The organism is Corynebacterium sp. TAE3-ERU12 (assembly GCF_019209905.1).
In the GTDB taxonomy this organism is placed as follows: domain Bacteria; phylum Actinomycetota; class Actinomycetes; order Mycobacteriales; family Mycobacteriaceae; genus Corynebacterium.
Map to the genome: position 1 here is coordinate 370,610 of NZ_JAHUTM010000001.1, position 17,550 is coordinate 388,159.

Here is a 17,550-nt window from a genome sequence, read left to right on the forward strand (position 1 = left end):
CTCATGAAGAAAAATCTCCTCGCTTCCGCGCGCGCGACTGCTGTCGCTGCCCTCTCTGTTATTGGCCTAAGCCTTGGTGCGGCCACTGCTGCTGCTCAGCCGCCGCTGCCGCCCCTGCCGGCACCGCCCGCCGTCCCGGGCTTGCCGCCGATTAACATGCCGGAGAACCCGGATGGCGCCAAGCAGATTGTTGCCTTCGGCGACTCCTTCACCGCCAATGCCGGCAAGGGTGGCCCCCGTGGCCTCGAAGCCGGTCAGGTTCCGTGGGTTGCTAACTGCGCCACCGACATGGAGAACTGGCCCAAGGTCGCTGCTGCCAAGCTGAATAAGTCCATCGGTGACTGGTCCTGTAACGGCACCGGCGGCATGCCGATTGTCCAGCTCAAGGCCTATGTCGAGTCCGCCATTGCCTACGGTGACCTCGGCCCCGGTACTGAGAAGGTCGTCCTGATGTACGGCGGCATGGATGCCGTGCAGTGGATGGATGTTGCGGGCGTCATGACCGGCCAGGTCAACACCAACCCCACCATGTACCGCGCCTTGATCGGTGATGTGGTCACCCGCGTCAATCAGGTCGCCCCCGGTGCCGAGGTCGTACTGGCCTCCTACCCGGAGTACGCCATGAATGACCAGCTGTGCCTGGTGAACTTCCCCGACCAGATCAACCCGATTCCGGCCCCGGGTGGCACCCAGATCCAGCAGGCTCTGCGTGACTCCATCCGCCTGGCCGCTGAGGCCAACGGCGCCAAGTTCATTGACGTCTACGAGGCCACTATCGGCCACGGCACCTGTAACCCGGACCCGAACCAGCGTTACACCGCCGGTTTCGTCGACCCGGCCATTGGCCCCATGCCGAACCACCCGACCGTCGTCGGTGAGAAGGCTATGGGCGATATCATCGCCAGCCAGCTGTTCTAGCCTGAGCTTTGCTGCGCTACCCATATAGGTAGCCGCAGATACTCGCGAGGAGATCCGAAGCCCCGCTACCCGCTCACCGGGTAGCGGGGCTTCGGCATGTCTGCCTTATTTTCGGTAGGTTCACCTATGTGTCCACTGCAGCGAAAATGATCCCAGCCGCCGCCCCCGAACCGCCGCTCAGCGGTGAGTACGAGGCAAACCCCCTGCTGAACGGCAAACCGCTCTACCCCCTTGAACTGGGCCGTACCTATTGGGAACAGGGGTATTGGACCACCGATACCTTCGCCCGTTTCGCCGACGACACCGCAGCCCGTTTCGCAGAGAACACCGCAGTGGTCGGTACCGACAAAGCCGGGCGCCGTGTGGCGTTGAGCTACCAGCAGCTTGCCGACGCAGCCGCCGCCGCAGGATCGGGGTTTGCCGATCAGGGGATCTCCGCCGGTGATGCTGTTGTGGTGCAGCTACCCAATATCGTCGAATACGTCGTGGTTATTCTCGGCTTATTCCGGATTGGGGCGGTGCCCATTTTCGCCCTGCCAGCGCATCGTCGTGCCGAAATTACGCACTTTATTGAGGTCTCAGGCGCCTGTGGCTATATCACCGCAGGCAAGGTGGGTGGCTTTGACTACCGGGAGATCGCTGCTGAGGTCGATGACCGCGTCACCGTCGTTATCGCAGATAATGACTCCAAGCAGTGGGTGAATATCGGCGATATCGTCGACGTGCACAACCCGGCCCCCGCTGGGTCTGTCCCGGCGGAGGTGCACCCTGAAAACCTGGCGCTTATTCAACTATCTGGCGGGACCACGGGTGTACCGAAGCTCATCCCGCGCTCTCATGCGGCCTACCACTACTCTGTGCGGGCCTCGGCGGAGATTTGTGGCCTCGATGAGGACAGTCGCTTGCTAGCGGTGCTGCCTGCTGCGCACAACTTCACCATGAGCTCCCCAGGCATCCTGGGGGTGCTGTGGGCTGGTGGCACCGTCGTGCTAGCGCCCAATGCCTCTCCGCGTCGCTCCTTCGAGCTCATTGAGGCCGAGGGGGTCACCATCGCCCCGCTGGTTCCGCCGATGGCGATGGCGTGGTTGCGGGCTGCTCGCACCACCACGTCTGACTTGTCGAGCTTGCAGGTGGTGCAGGTCGGTGGCGCTAAATTCACCGAGTCCGCGGCCCGACAGTTCATCGATGCTTTTGATGTGCGTCTGCAACAGGTCTTCGGCATGGCCGAGGGGCTGGTGAACTACACCCGCGATGAGGACCCGCTCGATATCGTGCTCACCACGCAGGGGCGCCCCATCTCCGATGCTGATGAGGTGCGGGTGCTTGCCGACGATGACGCCCAGGTCGCTGCGGGCGAGGTGGGCCGCCTGTTCACCCGTGGGCCGTACACCATCCACGGCTACCTCGGCGGTGTCGACGCCGATTCCTTTACTGAGGACGGCTTCTATGGCTCCGGTGACCTGGTGCGCCAGCTACCCAGCGGGCACCTGGTGGTAGAGGGGCGCGTGAAAGATCAGATCAACCGTGGTGGCGAGAAATTCTCCGCCGAGGAGGTCGAGAATCACCTCATTGCCCACCCGGACGTTTCCGACGCTGTGGTGGTCGGTGTGCCCGATAAGAGCCTGGGGGAGCGGTCGTGTGCGGTGGTGATTACCGACGCTGATCTCAGTACCAAGGACATCCGTGCTTTCGTCCGCGATCGTGGTGTGGCCGCCTATAAGGTGCCGGATATCGTTGAGGTGCGCCGCGAATTTCCGCTGACTGGTGTGGGGAAAGTCTCGCGTCGGGAGCTGCGCAAGCTCGTGCTGGAGGCAGTGCAGCAGGGTTAGTCCTCGCCGAGTTCGTCGTCGAGGCGCTGTGCGTCACGCTTTCGCTGGAGACGGTTGATCGGGCCAATGAATAGTGCTGCGCCGATAAAGCCGGCGAAGGCTCCGATAAACACGCCGATGCTGCCGCTGCCGGATGAATACATCTCGCTGTCACTGGTGATGATGCCACTGGCCCATGCGATCACGATGAGGATGCCTGCGACGAGGTAGGGCACGCGGGTGAACAGGTTGAAGGTGCGCGGGCGGGGCGCATACTTACGCATCCACAGCACGCCGACGGTCTGGCCGACGAGTACGGGAATGAACGCCAGGAAGGACAGGAACACGTAGTCGCCGGGCAGTGTCCACGCGAGGACCACACCGAAAAGCAAACTTGCCCAGTAGGAAACATAAAAAGCCAGGTACTGCGACCGGTAGAAGCGGTCGCGCTGGTACTCGTCATCGAGAAGCTTATCTGTGCGCTGTAGCTCAGTATCCAGGTACGACATTGTGGTTAGGCCTCCTTGGAAGTGGAAGGGGTGGGGGCTTTGTCGCTGTGTTGTTGTCCGAAGACTTCTTCGACGCTGTTGCCGAGTACTCGGCAAATGGCCAGCGCTAGGTGCACTGAGGGGGAGTAGTTGCCGCGTTCGATATTGGCGATGGTTTGCCGGGTCACGCCGACGGCGTCGGCAAGCTCGGCCTGGGATAAGTCATGCCAGCGTCGCAACTTGCGAACCATATTGGGCGGAATGTCATTTCCCATACCCATAATGTAAAGAATCCTTTACACCTAGTCAAGAAAAATACCCCGGTTGTGTGAAAAGCACACAACCGGGGAACTTCTAGGACCGCTGTGCCTTCGGCGCCTTCGGCACAATCATCGGGTCGCCGGTCTCTGGGTCCTCAATGACGATGGCGTCCAAGCGGAAAACATCGCGCAACAACTCGGCGGTAATGATGTCATCGGGGTTGCCCGTCGCCGCCACCCGGCCCTGGCCCATCACCACCAGATGATCCGAATAGCGAATCGCCAGGTTGAGGTCATGCAACACCATCAGCACGGTCGACCCGGTCTCCTGCGGCAAGCCCGATACCAGGTTCAAAATATCGATGGCATGTGCGATATCGAGGTACGTGGTCGGCTCGTCCAAGAGCAACAGTTCCGCATCCTGAGCCAAGGCCATCGACAACCACGCCCGCTGCCGCTGCCCGCCCGAAAGAGAATCGAGCGGACGGTCGGCGAACTCGCCCGAATTCGTCAGGTTCAGCGCCTGCATCACCTGTTCGGCATCATCTGCGGTCCACTGCCGAATCCACGACTGGTGCGGGTGGCGGCCCAGGGCAACCAGGTCGCCCACCAGCATGCCCTCGGGGGCCGAGGGCATCTGCGGCAGCATTGCGATGTGCTGAGCCAGCTCCCGGCGGCGGTAATCACCCAATGGGCGCCCCGCCACCGTCACTTCACCGGTCCGCGGATCCAGTAGGCCAGCCAGGGTGCGCAATAGCGTGGACTTGCCACAACCATTGGGCCCAATAATGGAGGTGACCTTGCCCGCAGGGATGGTGACATCTAGGTCATGCAGGATGTCCGCCCCGCCATAATTGGCGCTGAGATTGGTTGCCCGTAGGGCGGCCGTTGAGGTCGTGTTGTTGGTCATCCGGGCCTCCGATTGAGCTTGATCAGCAAAGCGATAAGGAAAATGCCGCCGAACGCGGCGGTTACCAGGCCAACTGGTAACTCGGCCGGCAGCACAGTACGGCTAAATAAATCAGCGCCGGTAAGCAATACCGCGCCAGTGAGCATCGATGCCGTCAGCGGCGGGGTAGCCGTACCCGCCAGGCGCAGCGCTAACTGCGGGGCAACGAATGACACAAACCCGATTGGCCCAGCGGCCGCCACAGCCATCGCCGCAAGCACAATCGCCGTTGCCAGCAGCACCAGTCGCGACCGCGCCAGTTCAGTACCCAGCGAACTGGCCGCATCGTCGGTAAGCGGCAGCGGTTTAAGTTTGAATGACAGTGCCGGAATCATCGGGATGAACGCCAGCACCAGCACTACCACCGGGATGGTGCGCAGCCAGGTCGCGCCGGACAGCGAACCGGTCAGCCAGAACTGGGCCTGGGCAGCATCGCGGATCTCAGCGCTGGTAATCAGCCAGTGAATATAGGCCTGGAATAAGGCGGTGATGATGACACCGGTAAGCACCAGCCGGAACGGGTCACTGTGCTTCCGCCACGCCAGGAAGTACACCACGATAGAGGTCAACCCCGCGCCGGTCAGTGCTGCGAGCGGCACACCGAAACCAGCTGCGGCGGTGGCCACACCACCGAAACCGGCGAAACCAATCACGGTGACCGCAAAAGCCGAGGCACCAGAGGTAATACCAAGCACATCGGGGCTAGCCAGGGGGTTGCGGGCAATGGACTGGGTAATCGCACCGGCCAACCCCAGCGCACAACCGACCGCAATGCCGGCAATAGCGCGCGGCATTCGCCAACCGAAGATGATGTGGAACTCCACCTGGGAGGCCCGCACGAACAGGATGCGCAGCACTTCACTGGGGTTGAGGGAATAGTCACCCAACCCCAGGGACAGCACAAACAGCACGAACGCGGTCACGAAAAGGGATATGCACACCAGCACATTGCGTGGCCGGCGCACTACGTGGAATGGGCCCACCCGGGCGCGGTTGGCGGTGACAGCCGATTGGGTGGCGAAGCGGCCCCCGGAAGCTGATGAGGAAGCTGGGTAACTCACAGTCGCACCACCTTGTCGCGCTGCAGCAGGTACAGGAAGAACGGGGCGCCCACGACAGCCAGCACAATGCCGACCTGTAATTCACCCGACGGCAGAATCAGCCTGCCGACGACATCCGCGCCGAGGGTGAGAATCGCCCCCGCCAGCGCCGCATAAGGCAATAACCAGCGGTGGTCGGGCCCCGAATACGGGCGCACAAGGTGGGGCACGACCAACCCGACGAAACCAATCGGGCCGGCCGCCGCGGTCGCCGAGCCGGCGAGAAGGGCAATCAGGCCCATGCCCATCAGGCGAGCGCGGGTGACATTAATGCCCAACCCCGCGGCGACATCATCACCGAGGTTGAGGGCGTTGAGTATCGGTGCAGTAGCGAATGCGGCCACCAGCCCCACCAGGGCGATAGGTAGTGCCGCCCAGAACACTGACAGGTCGCGTCCGGCCAGCGAACCCACGGTCCAGAATCGCATCCGGTCCAGGTTCGCTTCGCTGGTGAGCACCAGGGCAGTCGTGCACGCTGAGAGCACTGCGGTCAGTGCGGCACCAGCGATGATGAGCATCAATGGGTTGGATTGGCCACTGCCCACCGACGTCAGCCCGAAGACCAGCACGGTGGCTGCGATTGCCCCGGCGAAGGCCGAAAGGGCGGTGGCCAGCGGCGCGACCACACCGAAGAACGCGAATCCCACCACCACGGCAAGTGCCGCGCCGGCGGAAATGCCGATAATGCCGGGGTCGGCCAGTGGGTTGCGGGTATGTCCCTGGATAAGCCCGCCGGCTACCCCCAGGGCGGAGCCGACGACGAGGCCGACGAGGGTGCGTGGGAAACGCAGCCCGGCGAGGACGCGTACATCGGGGTTCTGGCTTTCTAGGGGGACAGCGCCGGTAATGGCCGCCCATACGTCGGGGATATAGGACACGCTGTCGGTGACAGCGATATCACGGGCGCCGTACAGCATGGAAGCGCAGGCCACGATAAGTGTTGTCACGAGAAGCGTGATGAGGCCCACGAGGCGTCGGCTGCGGCGGCCGGACGCGGTGCGTGGGGCCGAAAGCGTGGTAGCAGTCATGCTGATGGTGGTGTCTCCAATAAACGGGCTGACTACAACAATGAAGTGCGAGGCTACGATAGCCAATGCAACCCTGACATAGAAAGATAAAGGCAAACTACCCCCTGCCACATGTGGGTGGGGTGTTTTCAAGGAGAATGCGCTCTTATGACCTCTACAGTGCCCACCCCCGCCGACCCGGCCGTGCACGGAGGTATCGCCCACGATGACCGCCGTCGCGGGCCGTCCTACGACGTTGACCCCGGCAATATCGCTGCGATGTTCCAGGCCGCCTGGTCTAACTGCCCTGACCGTGATGCCGTAGTCAGTGACGACGGCACCGTCTCCTACGCTGATTTCGGTGCCCGCGTTGGGGCCGTGGCGCGCCTGCTCATTGACCGTGGGGTGCGCGTCGGCGACCGTGTTGTGGTGCTCGCCCACCGCTGCGCGCCGCTGTGTGAAATCGCCGCGGGCCTCATCGTCGCCGGTGCGGTGTACGTGCCCGTTGATGGCGACTACCCCGAAGAGCGCATCCGGTTTATCACCAAGGACGCGGACCCCCGCCTCATCGTCACCGTCGGTGCGGTGACGGTGCCGCAGGGCTTAGCTGCCGACGCTGGTGTCGACGTGCTCGATGCGGACTCCGATGAGGTCCGTGCCGCCTTGGCTGACGATGATAAGGGCCCGCTTGCCGACGATGCCCTCGACCGCGAGATCGCCGCCGACGACCCCGTCTACCTCATCTACACCTCTGGCACGACGGGCACCCCGAAGGGCGTGGTCAACGGGCACCGGGCAGTTGCCGCGCACTTGCAGACCATGGCTCGGGCGATGGGCAGCACTGATGTGCGCGTGCTCATGAAAGCCCCGGTCGGTTTCGATGTCGGCGTCGGTGAGATTCTGATCCCGCTGGCCACCGGCGGCACTGTGGTTGCCCCACCGCCGTCGTGGCGCACCGATGACCTGGAGACCTTCCTGCGGCTCATGCTGGACCATAAGGTCACCGTGATGTCGCTGGTGCCGAGCCTGCTGCGCACAATCTTCGACATCCTCGACGGGCTAGGTATGCCGCCGACTATTTTCTCCGGCATTGAGGAACTCATCCTCGGCGGCGAAGCAGTCCCCGGCGACCTGGTGACCCGGGCGCGCAAGGAAATCGGTTGCCGCGTCTGGGGGCTCTATGGCCCCAGCGAGGCATCAATGGATGTGACCTGGATTGAGTTCGCCGAAGGCATGGAACTCAACGATGGCGAGCACCTCATTGGCTACCCCGAGGACAACGTGGTGGTCTACGTCCTCGACGCGGACGGCAAAGAGGTCGGCGAGAACGAATCCGGTGAGCTGTATCTGGCCGGTGAGCAGCTTGCCGAAGGCTATTTCCGGCGCCCCGAGCTCACCGAGGAGGCCTTCCTGCCGAGCCTCAACCCCGAGTGGGATGGCGGCCGGATGTACCGCACCGGCGATATTGTGCGCTGGAATGAACACAACCAGCTGCAGTTTTTGGGGCGGATCGGCGACCAGGTGAAGATCCGCGGCAACCGCGTCGAACTCGGTGAGGTCGAGGCGGCGCTGCGCGGTCTCGACGGGGTGCGCCACGCTGCCGCCAAAGCGCACGGCACCGATGTGCAGTCACTTATTGGGTATGTGGTGGCCGAAGACGGCGCCGCTGTGGACGTCGGCAAGCTCCAAAAGCAGATGGCCACCCAGGTGCCGGGCTATATGGTGCCGGGCACCATCATGGTGATCGATGAGCTGCCCCTGGGCGATAACGGCAAACTCGACCGGGCCAAGCTGCCCACCCCGTAGTTGCGCTAGGAGTCGAGGAGTTCGCGCCAGGCCTCCAGGCGCGGGTCCTCGCTCAAGTCGGCGATATCAATATCGATATCGCGGTCCTGCAGGTAGGTCTCGATCTCCATCAGCTGCACTGAATCCATGCCGAGGTCCTGCAAATCGGCGTCGTCGCTGATCTCATCGGGGGACAGGTCGAGCATATTGGCGATTTTGGTGCGGAGCTGTTCAATTTCTGCGGCCATAGTGGGCTCCTTGGCGTAGTCGACAATGACGTAGTTGGTCTTAGTGTTACCTAATCGGCTGGTGCTAGCCTAGGCGACCAGCACCCCACTGAATGTAATACTGCCCGCGGACGTGACCGTGGGCACCGCTACCCCTGGACGAGGCACCACTGCGATGACCCATCAAGACCCCACAGAGCAGGCCACAACCGTGTCCCTCACCGCCGCTCAGCAGGCCATTATCACTGCCTGTGGGCTTGCTCCGAACCCCGCGTACTTCGTCGTAGGTGAGGTCCTGGAGCTTTCCGACGGTGCGTGCGCGCACACTCTGGCCCGCGCTATTGCCGCAACCATCGCAGAAGCCGAAACGCTTCGGGTGCGCCTGCATTGTGACCCCGATGCCCCGGAGGGCCAACAGTGGTCCCAGATTGTCGAACCCGCCGGGGACCACAACATCCCGGAGGTCACCGATCTCAGCGCTGAGGCGGACCCCCGCCGGGTAGCCAATGCCATCATTGATGCCGAGCGCACTGCCCTTGGTGAGCAAACCCGCAACCTTGCCGGAGCTGATCTGAACCGCTACCGGGTGCTGGACCTCGGCGGTGGCCACGTGTGGGCGGTGCAGCTCTACCACCACGTCACCGTCGACGGGTACAGCGCTTATCTGCTCACCCGCCGCTGCGCCGAGCATTACCGCGCCATTGTGGAGGACCGCCAGCCCAAGACCTGCCGCTTCCATCCGCTTGCCGACGTGGTCGCCGACGACGAGGAATACCGGGCCTCTCAGGCCTATGTCGAGGACCAGGAATTCTGGGCCCGCCGAGTAGGTGATGTGGATATCGCGCCGGGCCGCGAGGACCTGATTGGTGATTGCGATGCCGCAATGACCACAGTGCGCACGATCGACGCACAGACCTTCACTGCTTTGCAGGAGGCGGCGAAATCCCAGTCGGTGGGCTGGACCGATGTGGTCATGGCCGCCCACGCTGCCTTAATGCGGCGGGTCACCAACCATAATGAGGTCACCATCGCGATGCCGATGATGGCCCGGCAGACCAAAGCTGCCCTGCGCACCCCGATTATGGCGGTCAATATGTTGCCGCTGACGATAACGTTCAGCGGGCAGGAAACTCTCGTTGAGCTGGCCCGCACCATCCGCGGTGAGCTAGCCGAACAACGCCCGCACACTCGGTTCCCCGGCTCTGATGTGCCCCGCGCGACGGGGCGGCCGGAAACCTCAACGCTGCTGCACGGTATCGGCGCGAATATCAAGGCTTTCGACGCGGCGTTTAATTTCGGTGGCCCCAAAGCAGTGCTGCGCAATGTCGCTGGCGGCCCGCCCGAGGACGGGGTGCTCGTGGTCACCCCAGTAGGCGATGGTTGCCTCAATCTGGCTTTTGAGCATGATCCGCACAATTCCGCACCACAGCTCATCCACCGCCGCCTGGCTTCGCTAGAGCAGATGCTGCAGCGGTTCATCACCGCCCCGGACACCGCAGTCGATGACCTTGGGCATGCCCACCCAGGTGGTTTCCGCGCTTCGGGTGTGCCCGATACGGCCCGCCCAGTGCTGGATAGCGACACTTTCGCGCCTCGCTTCGCCCAGCGCATTGACGCCATTGCGCATACTGACCCGCAGCGCATTGTGTTAACCGACGAAGCCGATCTGGCCGAGGGTGCCACGCAGGCCGTCACCGCTGCTGAATTAGTGGCCTCGGTGCGCCACCTGGCTGGCCATATCGCTCGCGCTACCGGCGCCGGTGATGTGGTCGCCATTGAAGCCCCGCGCTCTATCGCCCAGGCTTGTGCAGTTTTGGCCTGCCTGTACGCACAGCGCACCTTCACCGTCATCGACCCCGATCAGGCCAGCCGTGCCGAAGCTATCCGCGCCGCCGCGAACCCGGCCTTGACCCTCGATACCGACCAGATCCGGGCCTACGCGGATACTGAGCTCAGCAGCGCTGGCCAGCAGCCCACACCGTCGGAAAGCACTGCCGAACAACCCGCATATTTGCTGTTCACCTCTGGTTCCACCGGAACCCCAAAGGGAGTGCGCATCCCCAACCGGGCCTTTGAAGCGCTGCTGCAAGGCCATGCGCAGACCATGTTCGCTGACGTCGACCGGCTCCTGGGTGGCGACCGCCCGGTGGTCGCACATACCGCACCATTTGTCTTCGACGCCGCACTGGACCAGTTGAGCTGGCTTTTCGCCGGGGCGCGGGTGCACCTGCTGCCCGCAGAACTACTGGTACAACCCACCGCCGCAGCTCAGCGCATGCACCAGCTGGGCGTGACTGTGCTGGATATCACCCCATCGCTGCTCGCCCCGATGCTGGATTTCGGGCTGCTGCGTACCGCCGCCAGCTTGCGCGCGATCTTCTGCGGTGGTGAACCCATCCCGCAGTCACTATGGGACGGCCTCGCCGAGGCCGATATCGCCGCGTGGAATATGTACGGCCCCACCGAAACCACCGTCGATGTGCTCGCCGCGCCGATCACGCACGGGCCTGTCACCGTCGGCACCGCACTGCCCAATGTGACGGCCGCCGTCGTTGACATCACCAACCGCCCGGTCGATACCGGGGAATGGGGCGAACTGGTCATCGGTGGACCCCAGGTGGCCAATGGGTACCTAGGTGAGCACCCGCAGGATAATTTCGGTGTCCTGTCCACCACCGCCGATAGCGCCGAGCCGCAGTGGGTGCCGGCCTACCGCACCGGGGATCGGGTGCGGATGGTGCCCGGGCGCGGGTACGAATTCGGTGGCCGTATTGATGACCAGTTAGAAATCCGCGGCCACCGCGTCGAACCCGGGGAAGTAGAGGCGCTGCTGCGCCGCGTTGCTGGCGTAGCGGCCGCCTATGTTGCGCCCCAGGACCTCCCCGGTGGGGGAGTGCGTCTCGTTGCCGCGGTGCGCGCTGAGGCCCCCACGCGCGACCGCACCGGCTTCGCCCGCACCGTCACCACCGAGCTCGCCGCCGACGCCCCGGCCTGGCTCGTGCCCGCGCGCATTATCGTGGTTGATGAATTCCCAGTCACACACCAAGGCAAGGTCGACCGGGCAGCGATTTCTGACCTCGTTTCCCGGCAGGACGCCACCGGTGTGGAAGAAAATGTCAGCGAACGCACCGATAATGAGAACATCCTCGCCGGCATTATCGCCGAGGTATTGGGCACTCAACCCGCCGCGGTGCCAATGGACCTGGACTTCATCGCCGGCGGTGGGGACAGTATTTCCGCACTGCAGGTCGCTGCCGCCGCAGGCCGGGCTGGCCGACGGCTCAACCCGGTGGACCTACTAGGGGCAACGCCATTGCGCGAGATCGCCGCCGAGCTGCCCGAGGCCCAGGACCCCGCCGCGCAATCCGATACCGCAGGGGAGGCCGCTTGTGCGGTGAGTCCGCTGGGCCGTATCCCCGCAGCACCCCGCCCACGGGGAGTATTCGCCACCATCGTCGCCGACAATAATGAGCCGGTGCAGCTCACCGGTGATGACGGGCAGAGCTGGCAGGCCGATATCGGCCCCGCTGTCACCCGCGCTATTGCCTCCCGGTTCAGCGCCTTGCGCGCTATCGTGCCGAGCAGCGTTGATACCCCCGGTGCGGTGTTTATTCCGCGCAGCCCGGTGCCGCCACGGGTCACCGCCGAGGAGATGGCCAATTTCGATGACACCACCTTCGGTTGTGTCTACCGCACGGTCGAGCGTGCCGACGACCTTGTCGACGCCGCTAGCAGCGCAATTGACCCGGCGCGGGGTTGTGTTTTCGCTGCGGCTGGGTGCCCGGACGGGATCGCCATTGCTGCTAGTGCTGAGGTCGTCGACGGTCCCGCCTGGGGTGTGGTTGTCGCCGCTTTCGGTGCGGAATTGCGCCGCGCCCGCAGTGGCGGCACCGACTATAACGACGTCGACAACACACCAGCGTGGCGCCCGGCCGCGATTGCGCAGCGCAGCACCGATTCACTAGCAGGCGCGGCTGAGCCGCAGCAGAATCCCGCGCCGACTGAGACTGAGACTGCGACTGTGCCGCTGAGCGCCGGGGTTATCGCCGCCCTGCACCGCGCACCGCAGCGCGGGTTTGGCGTCGCAGCAGATCTGGCTGCTGTTGCCGCCTGCCGGCTGGCTACTGAAGCACATGTGCATTGGTGGACCCGCCCGGCCGATACTGATCACGCTATCGTCGGTGCGCTGACCAGCCGCGTCGGCTTGCCCAGCCTCGATATTTGCGAGGTGGGCGATATCGCGGCAGCCCGGGCAGCGCTGGTGGACACTAAAGAGTTCCTCGCCGCAGGCGCCAGCAATGATGAGCCCGCTGCGGCCATTGAGCTGGTTGTCACCAACACCAGTCTCGCCGCTGCCCCTAAGGGGCATGACGCAGATTGCATCACCATTGCGCTGCCACACCACGGCCCCGGCGCGGTCATTGTGCACGCCACCGGTGCTGATGACCTCGCCGACCGCGTCGCCGCTGCGCTGAGCAGTATCGCTGTTGCCGCCGAGGTTGCCGCTGGTGCCACCCCATCAGACCTGTCGGTGCCAGAGGTGCCGATGAGCGCTATTACCGAATGGGAGAACACCTACGGCCCGCTTGCTGATGTCGTCGGGCTGTCCTCACTCCAAGAAGGCCTGCTCTACCAGCAGATCTCCCAGGGTGCGGCAGGCGGCTACGTGGTCGCCGCCGGTATCGATCTCAGCGGGCCGATCGACCCAGAGCGACTACGGGCCGCATTTGCTGCCGTGTGCGATAGGCACCAGATCCTCAAGGCCGCATTCGATCCCTCCAGCCCCGTCGGGCCGGTGCACATCATCCCCCGGGAGGTCACTATCCCGTGGCGTGTGGTCGATCTGCGGCACCTTCCCCGCGCCGCCGCCGAGGCCGGTGCCGATACCATCCAGCGGGAATTCGCCGCCCGCGATATTGACCTCACCCGCGCCCCGCTGCTCAGTGCCGCCCTGGTGCGCTTTACTGATACCGAATCGCGTCTTGTGCTGGGCAACCACCATCTGCTGACCGATGGCTGGTCCACCCCGGTAATGCTGCGCGATATGCTCGCCTACTACCGCGGTCAGCAGCCACAACCAGCACAGCCCACCCAGTTCGCCGACCACGTCGCATTCCTTAATAATCGCGACCACGCGGCCGATACAGCCCTGTGGGAAGAAATCCTCGACGGGGTGCAGACCGGCACCGTGTTGTCCATGACCGCCCCACCCACCGGCGAGGACCCGATCACCGCCGAGGCGCTGCAGTGGCCCACGGATGCCCCCGACCCCGAACAGGTCGCCGAAGCCGTGGCGTCGATGACCTCCGGTGGGCCCGAGGTGGTGCTGCCGGTGCCGATGTCGGTGCGCGTGGCCGAGCGGGTCACCGACGTCGCCGCTGAACACGGCGTCACCCCTAACTCCCTCATCCAAGCCGCGTGGACATTGGCTATCGCGGGGGCGTTGGGCACTGATGATGTCATCTTCGGCGTGACCCTTGCCGGGCGTGATGCTGAGGTCGACGGGGTAGAAAACGCCGTCGGCATGTTCATTAACACCGTCCCGATGCGGATGCGCGTGCCCGCCGACGCCACCGTCGGCACGCTTATTGAGGCTGCGGCGGCCGCTCAGCGCCAGGTCACTGGCCTGCAGCACAGTGCGATCACCGAGGTTGAGAAGATCGGTGGGGTAGGCCCGCTATTCGACAGCATTGTGGTCTATGACAATTTCCCGCTGGCCAGCCAGAGCGGCGATCCCGACGAGCTACGCATCACCGATGTGGCCACCACTGGTCGCACTAATCTTCCGATGTCTGTGGTCGTTCCCCCAGGGGAGCAGTTCCGCCTGGGTGCGGCCTATCACCCCGAGCTGCTCGACGGTGAGCTTGCCATCGCCCTGGTGCAGCGCCTCGGCGCGGCATTAACGGCCCTGGTCAATGCGCCGCACACTCCGGTGGCAGAGCTCCTTGGGGAGCCGGAGCCGGTAGTTAGTGGGCTTGCCGACGGCGGCGTCACCGCCGGTGCGGGCTCGGGCGAGGGCGACGGGGTAGCCGCCGATATTGATATTGATGACGCAGCGCGCACCATCGCCGAAGGCATGCAGAATTTACTGGGCCGCGATGTGGGGCTGGAGGAGAATTTCTTCACCATCGGCGGTGATTCCCTCGGCGCTATGCGACTGCTGGGCCGCCTGCGCCGCAGCCTGCCGAACCTGACCGTGATGCACATTGTGGAAGGCGGCTCCCCGCAGGCCATCGCGGAACGGCTCAGCGGCAATGGGCCGACTGAACTGGTGCTGCCAATGCGCGGCGGTTTCGGTGCGCCTCTGGTGTGCATCCACCCAGCAGGTGGGGCCACCCTGCCGTTCCAGCGGCTTGCAGAGACACTCACCTGGCCCACCCCAGTATCGGGGATTGCCCTGCCAAGCCCGATTCCTGATGCCGAAAACCTCGATGAACTCGCCGATTTCTACGTGGAGCGGTTCGTTGCGGAGCTTCCCGACGGCCCGTGCCGGCTGCTGGGCTACAGCTTCGGCGGCATGATGGCCCAGGCGATGGCCGCCCGGCTGCAAGCGCAGGGCCGTGAGGTGGACTTCCTCGGCATTATGGATGCCTACCCTGCTGGCCGTGCGCCGAAACCCCCGGAGGAGGTGCAGGAAATGGTCTCTGCTGACCGGAAAACGGTGGGCGCAGTGGCGGGCCTGCCGCCAGAAGTGCTCGCCCAGGCCAGTGCCGCCGGTATCGATATTGAGGCCAATATCCGCTACTGCGGTTCGCTCATGCAATCCGCGAAGCCGCAGAACTACCAGGGTGATGTGGTGGTGCTGACCGCGACGAAGATGACCCCCGGCGCGCCGGCGCCGGAGTCCTGGGACCCGGTCGCCGCGTGGCGCAAGGAGCTAGGTGCTGAGCATGTGCACGGCTATGAGCTCGACTTTGACCACGGTGGGTTGGTCACCGAGCAAGGCTGGGCGGAGATTGTGCCCATCCTTGCCCAGCACCGGCCTTAGTTCTCGAAGGCGTAATCCGGGGCCCGGCTCTCGCCGGGTTTGGCCTCCACTAGCAGGTCTTCCCGGATGACCGGCTCGTCGATACCGTCCTTGCACAACATGAGTAGGTGCACGGTGCGGGTGGGTAGTTTGTGCCAACCACCGTCGAAGGAGCCGGCGCGCAGGGCGGCGACGCGGGCAGAGCGGTTGCGCCAATCCGGCTCGAAGATCACACGCTCAAAACCAGGGTTGAGCTCCATGCCCTGCGGCACCCCCTGGAGAAGCAGTGCCCCAGCAAGACCGTGGCCGGTGGCGTTGGGGTTACCGACACCAATATGCACGCCAATATCTTGCGGGTGGGCTTCGTAGGTCAAGCCAATAACATCGCGTCCCGGGCGGTAGAGCTCAATATAAGCAGTCGGTTCGCCCTTGACTGTGAGCATTACCGGCACGGAGTAGGTGCCGGCGTTCTGGGCCTCGATATGTTCGCGCCACCACGATTCGGGGTTGGGGTATTCCCAGGCCTTGGCCAGGTGCGGGCGGTTCATCCATTCGGTGACGACGGATATATACGGTGAGCCGTCTTCGATCCGGGCGAGGTGGTAATCGCCTCCCAATGGGGGGACTACCGGGGCGCCGGCGTCGATAAATTCCTGGGCGGCGTCGGTGCGCTCGCGGGGGAGTGCCGGGTTATTGAACTCCCCGGGCACCTGGTTGTGATCCGGCACAGCGGACTCCTTGAGGTTGTGGCGTTATTGCGCGGGTACGCAATCAGTGCTGGTGAACAGTAGGGCACGCCCGGAAACAGGGGAAGATTTTTCACCCGGATGCAGTGGGGCGCGGGCACTGATCTGTATTGGAATATAGATGATGGCGTCGATAAGCCCATGCCTACCCAGTGTGGTTCAGGCCACCGCAAGAATATTGGGGTAGGAAAGGCGGCCCTTCATCCGCTAGGATCTGCGCAGTACACAAACTAACCCGAAAGAGGTCTCTCGTGGCTTTGGCTGATATCCGCCGGCGTCTGCTTGCAGCGCTCCTGGCCCTGGCAACCGTGATGGGACTAGCCGCCTGCTCGGCCGTTGATAACATCACCGGTTCTGAAGGTCGGACCGTCACCGTCACCCACGCCTGGGGTACCGACGAATATCCGTATAAACCCAAGAAGGTCGTCGCCATCGGCACCGGTGTCGATAATCTGCTGGCCCTGGGTATTACTCCGGAAGCCATCGTGGTTCGCCCCGATGATGAATCCGCAGTGTGGAAGAAGGACGAGCTCAAGGACGTCAAGAAGATTGAGTCTGCCGACGTCACCGCCGTTCCGGTGGAAGAAATCGCCGAACTCAAGCCGGACCTTATCGTTGGTGACTCGTACCGAGTCTCCCAGCCGATCTACGAGATGATGAGCCCGGTCGCCCCGGTGCTCGGTGGTATCGGCACCGACGGCGAAGGCCTCGGCTGGAAGCCGCAGCTTGTTGCCCTGGGCCGTATTTTCGGTGAAGAGAAAAAGGCTCAGAAGATCATCGAAGAAGATGAGCAGCGCTTCGAAGAATTGAAGCAGCGACTGCCCGGCCTGGCCGGCAAGACCGCGCTCATCGCACAGCACCGAGGTGGCCAGTTCTACGTCATCGCTGACCCGCAGAACCCCTCGAATGACTTCTTCAGCCAGCTGGGCATGGAACTGCCGGAGCTTTTCGCCTCCGGTGAGATCCCGGCCACCCTGGGGCGCGCAGCAGTGTCCCCGGAAAATGTGGAGGACCTCAAGGCCAATCTGCTGGTGCTCTACGCAGCTGATGGCATGGACGCAGTGCGCAAGGTTCCCGGTTATGACGAGCTACCTGAGGTAGAAAAAGGCACTGCAATGGAGCACAACGAACCTGTCTCCGCAGCTTTGAATGTGCCCTCGCCGCTGAACCGTAAGTGGGCCCTTGAGCAGCTAACTCCACTGCTGGAGAAGGTTGCGAAGCAGAAGTAATTGGGCTAATTACAGAGGCTGTAACGGTGCTGCCCCCGGGGGCAGCACCGATGTGCCCTCAGCATC

At 63.7% G+C, this 17,550-nt stretch carries 12 protein-coding genes; 5 read left to right on the forward strand and 7 right to left on the reverse strand.

Features of this window, described 5'->3' with window-relative positions; translation table 11 throughout:
- Nucleotides 1-3 precede the first annotated feature (3 nt).
- Nucleotides 4-918 carry a GDSL-type esterase/lipase family protein gene (locus KRX51_RS01710; RefSeq protein WP_218361225.1) on the forward strand — a complete coding sequence of 305 codons (915 nt, stop codon included), beginning with the start codon at nucleotides 4-6 and terminating at the stop codon, nucleotides 916-918.
- 146 nt (nucleotides 919-1,064) lie between these two features.
- The gene (locus KRX51_RS01715; RefSeq protein ID WP_218362214.1) at nucleotides 1,065-2,747 is read left to right on the forward strand and encodes a (2,3-dihydroxybenzoyl)adenylate synthase; all 1,683 of its coding nucleotides are present in this window, start codon (nucleotides 1,065-1,067) and stop codon (nucleotides 2,745-2,747) included.
- Here the strand turns inward: KRX51_RS01715 and KRX51_RS01720 are convergent.
- The 5 genes from KRX51_RS01720 to KRX51_RS01740 form a co-directional block, all read right to left on the reverse strand.
- Nucleotides 2,744-3,235, reverse strand: coding sequence for a hypothetical protein (locus tag KRX51_RS01720; protein WP_218361226.1), 492 nt, complete (start codon nucleotides 3,233-3,235; stop codon nucleotides 2,744-2,746). The genes KRX51_RS01715 and KRX51_RS01720 overlap by 4 nt on opposite strands.
- Nucleotides 3,236-3,240: 5 nt before the next feature.
- Nucleotides 3,241-3,489, reverse strand: a complete 249-nt coding sequence (locus KRX51_RS01725; protein WP_218361227.1) for a helix-turn-helix transcriptional regulator — start codon at nucleotides 3,487-3,489, stop codon at nucleotides 3,241-3,243.
- Between the two features lie 79 nt (nucleotides 3,490-3,568).
- Entirely contained in the window at nucleotides 3,569-4,384 is an 816-nt protein-coding gene (locus KRX51_RS01730; RefSeq protein ID WP_218361228.1) for an ABC transporter ATP-binding protein, read from the reverse strand.
- Complete coding sequence (locus KRX51_RS01735; protein ID WP_218361229.1) at nucleotides 4,381-5,484, reverse strand: iron chelate uptake ABC transporter family permease subunit; 1,104 nt, start codon at nucleotides 5,482-5,484, stop codon at nucleotides 4,381-4,383. Before KRX51_RS01735 ends, KRX51_RS01730 begins: the two co-directional genes overlap by 4 nt.
- Entirely contained in the window at nucleotides 5,481-6,551 is a 1,071-nt protein-coding gene (locus KRX51_RS01740) for an iron ABC transporter permease (RefSeq protein ID WP_218361230.1), read from the reverse strand. Before KRX51_RS01740 ends, KRX51_RS01735 begins: the two co-directional genes overlap by 4 nt.
- Nucleotides 6,552-6,698: 147 nt before the next feature.
- Between KRX51_RS01740 and KRX51_RS01745 the strand changes: the two genes are divergently transcribed.
- Nucleotides 6,699-8,336 carry an amino acid adenylation domain-containing protein gene (locus tag KRX51_RS01745; RefSeq protein WP_218361231.1) on the forward strand — a complete coding sequence of 546 codons (1,638 nt, stop codon included), beginning with the start codon at nucleotides 6,699-6,701 and terminating at the stop codon, nucleotides 8,334-8,336.
- A gap of 5 nt (nucleotides 8,337-8,341) precedes the next feature.
- Here the strand turns inward: KRX51_RS01745 and KRX51_RS01750 are convergent, their stop codons facing one another.
- Nucleotides 8,342-8,563: a phosphopantetheine-binding protein gene (locus KRX51_RS01750; protein ID WP_218361232.1), complete on the reverse strand. Its 222-nt coding sequence runs from the start codon at nucleotides 8,561-8,563 to the stop codon at nucleotides 8,342-8,344.
- Nucleotides 8,564-8,717: 154 nt separating this feature from the next.
- Between KRX51_RS01750 and KRX51_RS01755 the strand changes: the two genes are divergently transcribed.
- Nucleotides 8,718-15,530 (forward strand): condensation domain-containing protein, encoded by a 6,813-nt coding sequence (locus KRX51_RS01755; protein ID WP_218361233.1) that lies wholly within the window; start codon nucleotides 8,718-8,720, stop codon nucleotides 15,528-15,530.
- Here KRX51_RS01755 and KRX51_RS01760 read toward each other — a convergent pair.
- A complete protein-coding gene (locus KRX51_RS01760; RefSeq protein WP_218361234.1) occupies nucleotides 15,527-16,237 on the reverse strand; it encodes a GNAT family N-acetyltransferase in 711 nt (236 codons plus the stop codon). The two genes, KRX51_RS01755 and KRX51_RS01760, sit on opposite strands and share 4 nt — an antisense overlap.
- Nucleotides 16,238-16,506: 269 nt before the next feature.
- Between KRX51_RS01760 and KRX51_RS01765 the strand changes: the two genes are divergently transcribed.
- Nucleotides 16,507-17,484, forward strand: a complete 978-nt coding sequence (locus KRX51_RS01765; protein WP_370624974.1) for an ABC transporter substrate-binding protein — start codon at nucleotides 16,507-16,509, stop codon at nucleotides 17,482-17,484.
- Nucleotides 17,485-17,550 lie beyond the last annotated feature (66 nt).

Coding starts and splice junctions, on each gene's coding strand:
- KRX51_RS01755 (WP_218361233.1), top strand. CDS start 8,718: ATGACCCATCAAGACCCCACAGAGCAGGCCACAACCGTGTCCCTCACC.
- KRX51_RS01720 (WP_218361226.1), bottom strand. CDS start 3,235: ATGTCGTACCTGGATACTGAGCTACAGCGCACAGATAAGCTTCTCGAT.
- KRX51_RS01740 (WP_218361230.1), bottom strand. CDS start 6,551: ATGACTGCTACCACGCTTTCGGCCCCACGCACCGCGTCCGGCCGCCGC.
- KRX51_RS01715 (WP_218362214.1), top strand. CDS start 1,065: ATGATCCCAGCCGCCGCCCCCGAACCGCCGCTCAGCGGTGAGTACGAG.
- KRX51_RS01750 (WP_218361232.1), bottom strand. CDS start 8,563: ATGGCCGCAGAAATTGAACAGCTCCGCACCAAAATCGCCAATATGCTC.
- KRX51_RS01745 (WP_218361231.1), top strand. CDS start 6,699: ATGACCTCTACAGTGCCCACCCCCGCCGACCCGGCCGTGCACGGAGGT.
- KRX51_RS01710 (WP_218361225.1), top strand. CDS start 4: ATGAAGAAAAATCTCCTCGCTTCCGCGCGCGCGACTGCTGTCGCTGCC.
- KRX51_RS01725 (WP_218361227.1), bottom strand. CDS start 3,489: ATGGGAAATGACATTCCGCCCAATATGGTTCGCAAGTTGCGACGCTGG.
- KRX51_RS01730 (WP_218361228.1), bottom strand. CDS start 4,384: ATGACCAACAACACGACCTCAACGGCCGCCCTACGGGCAACCAATCTC.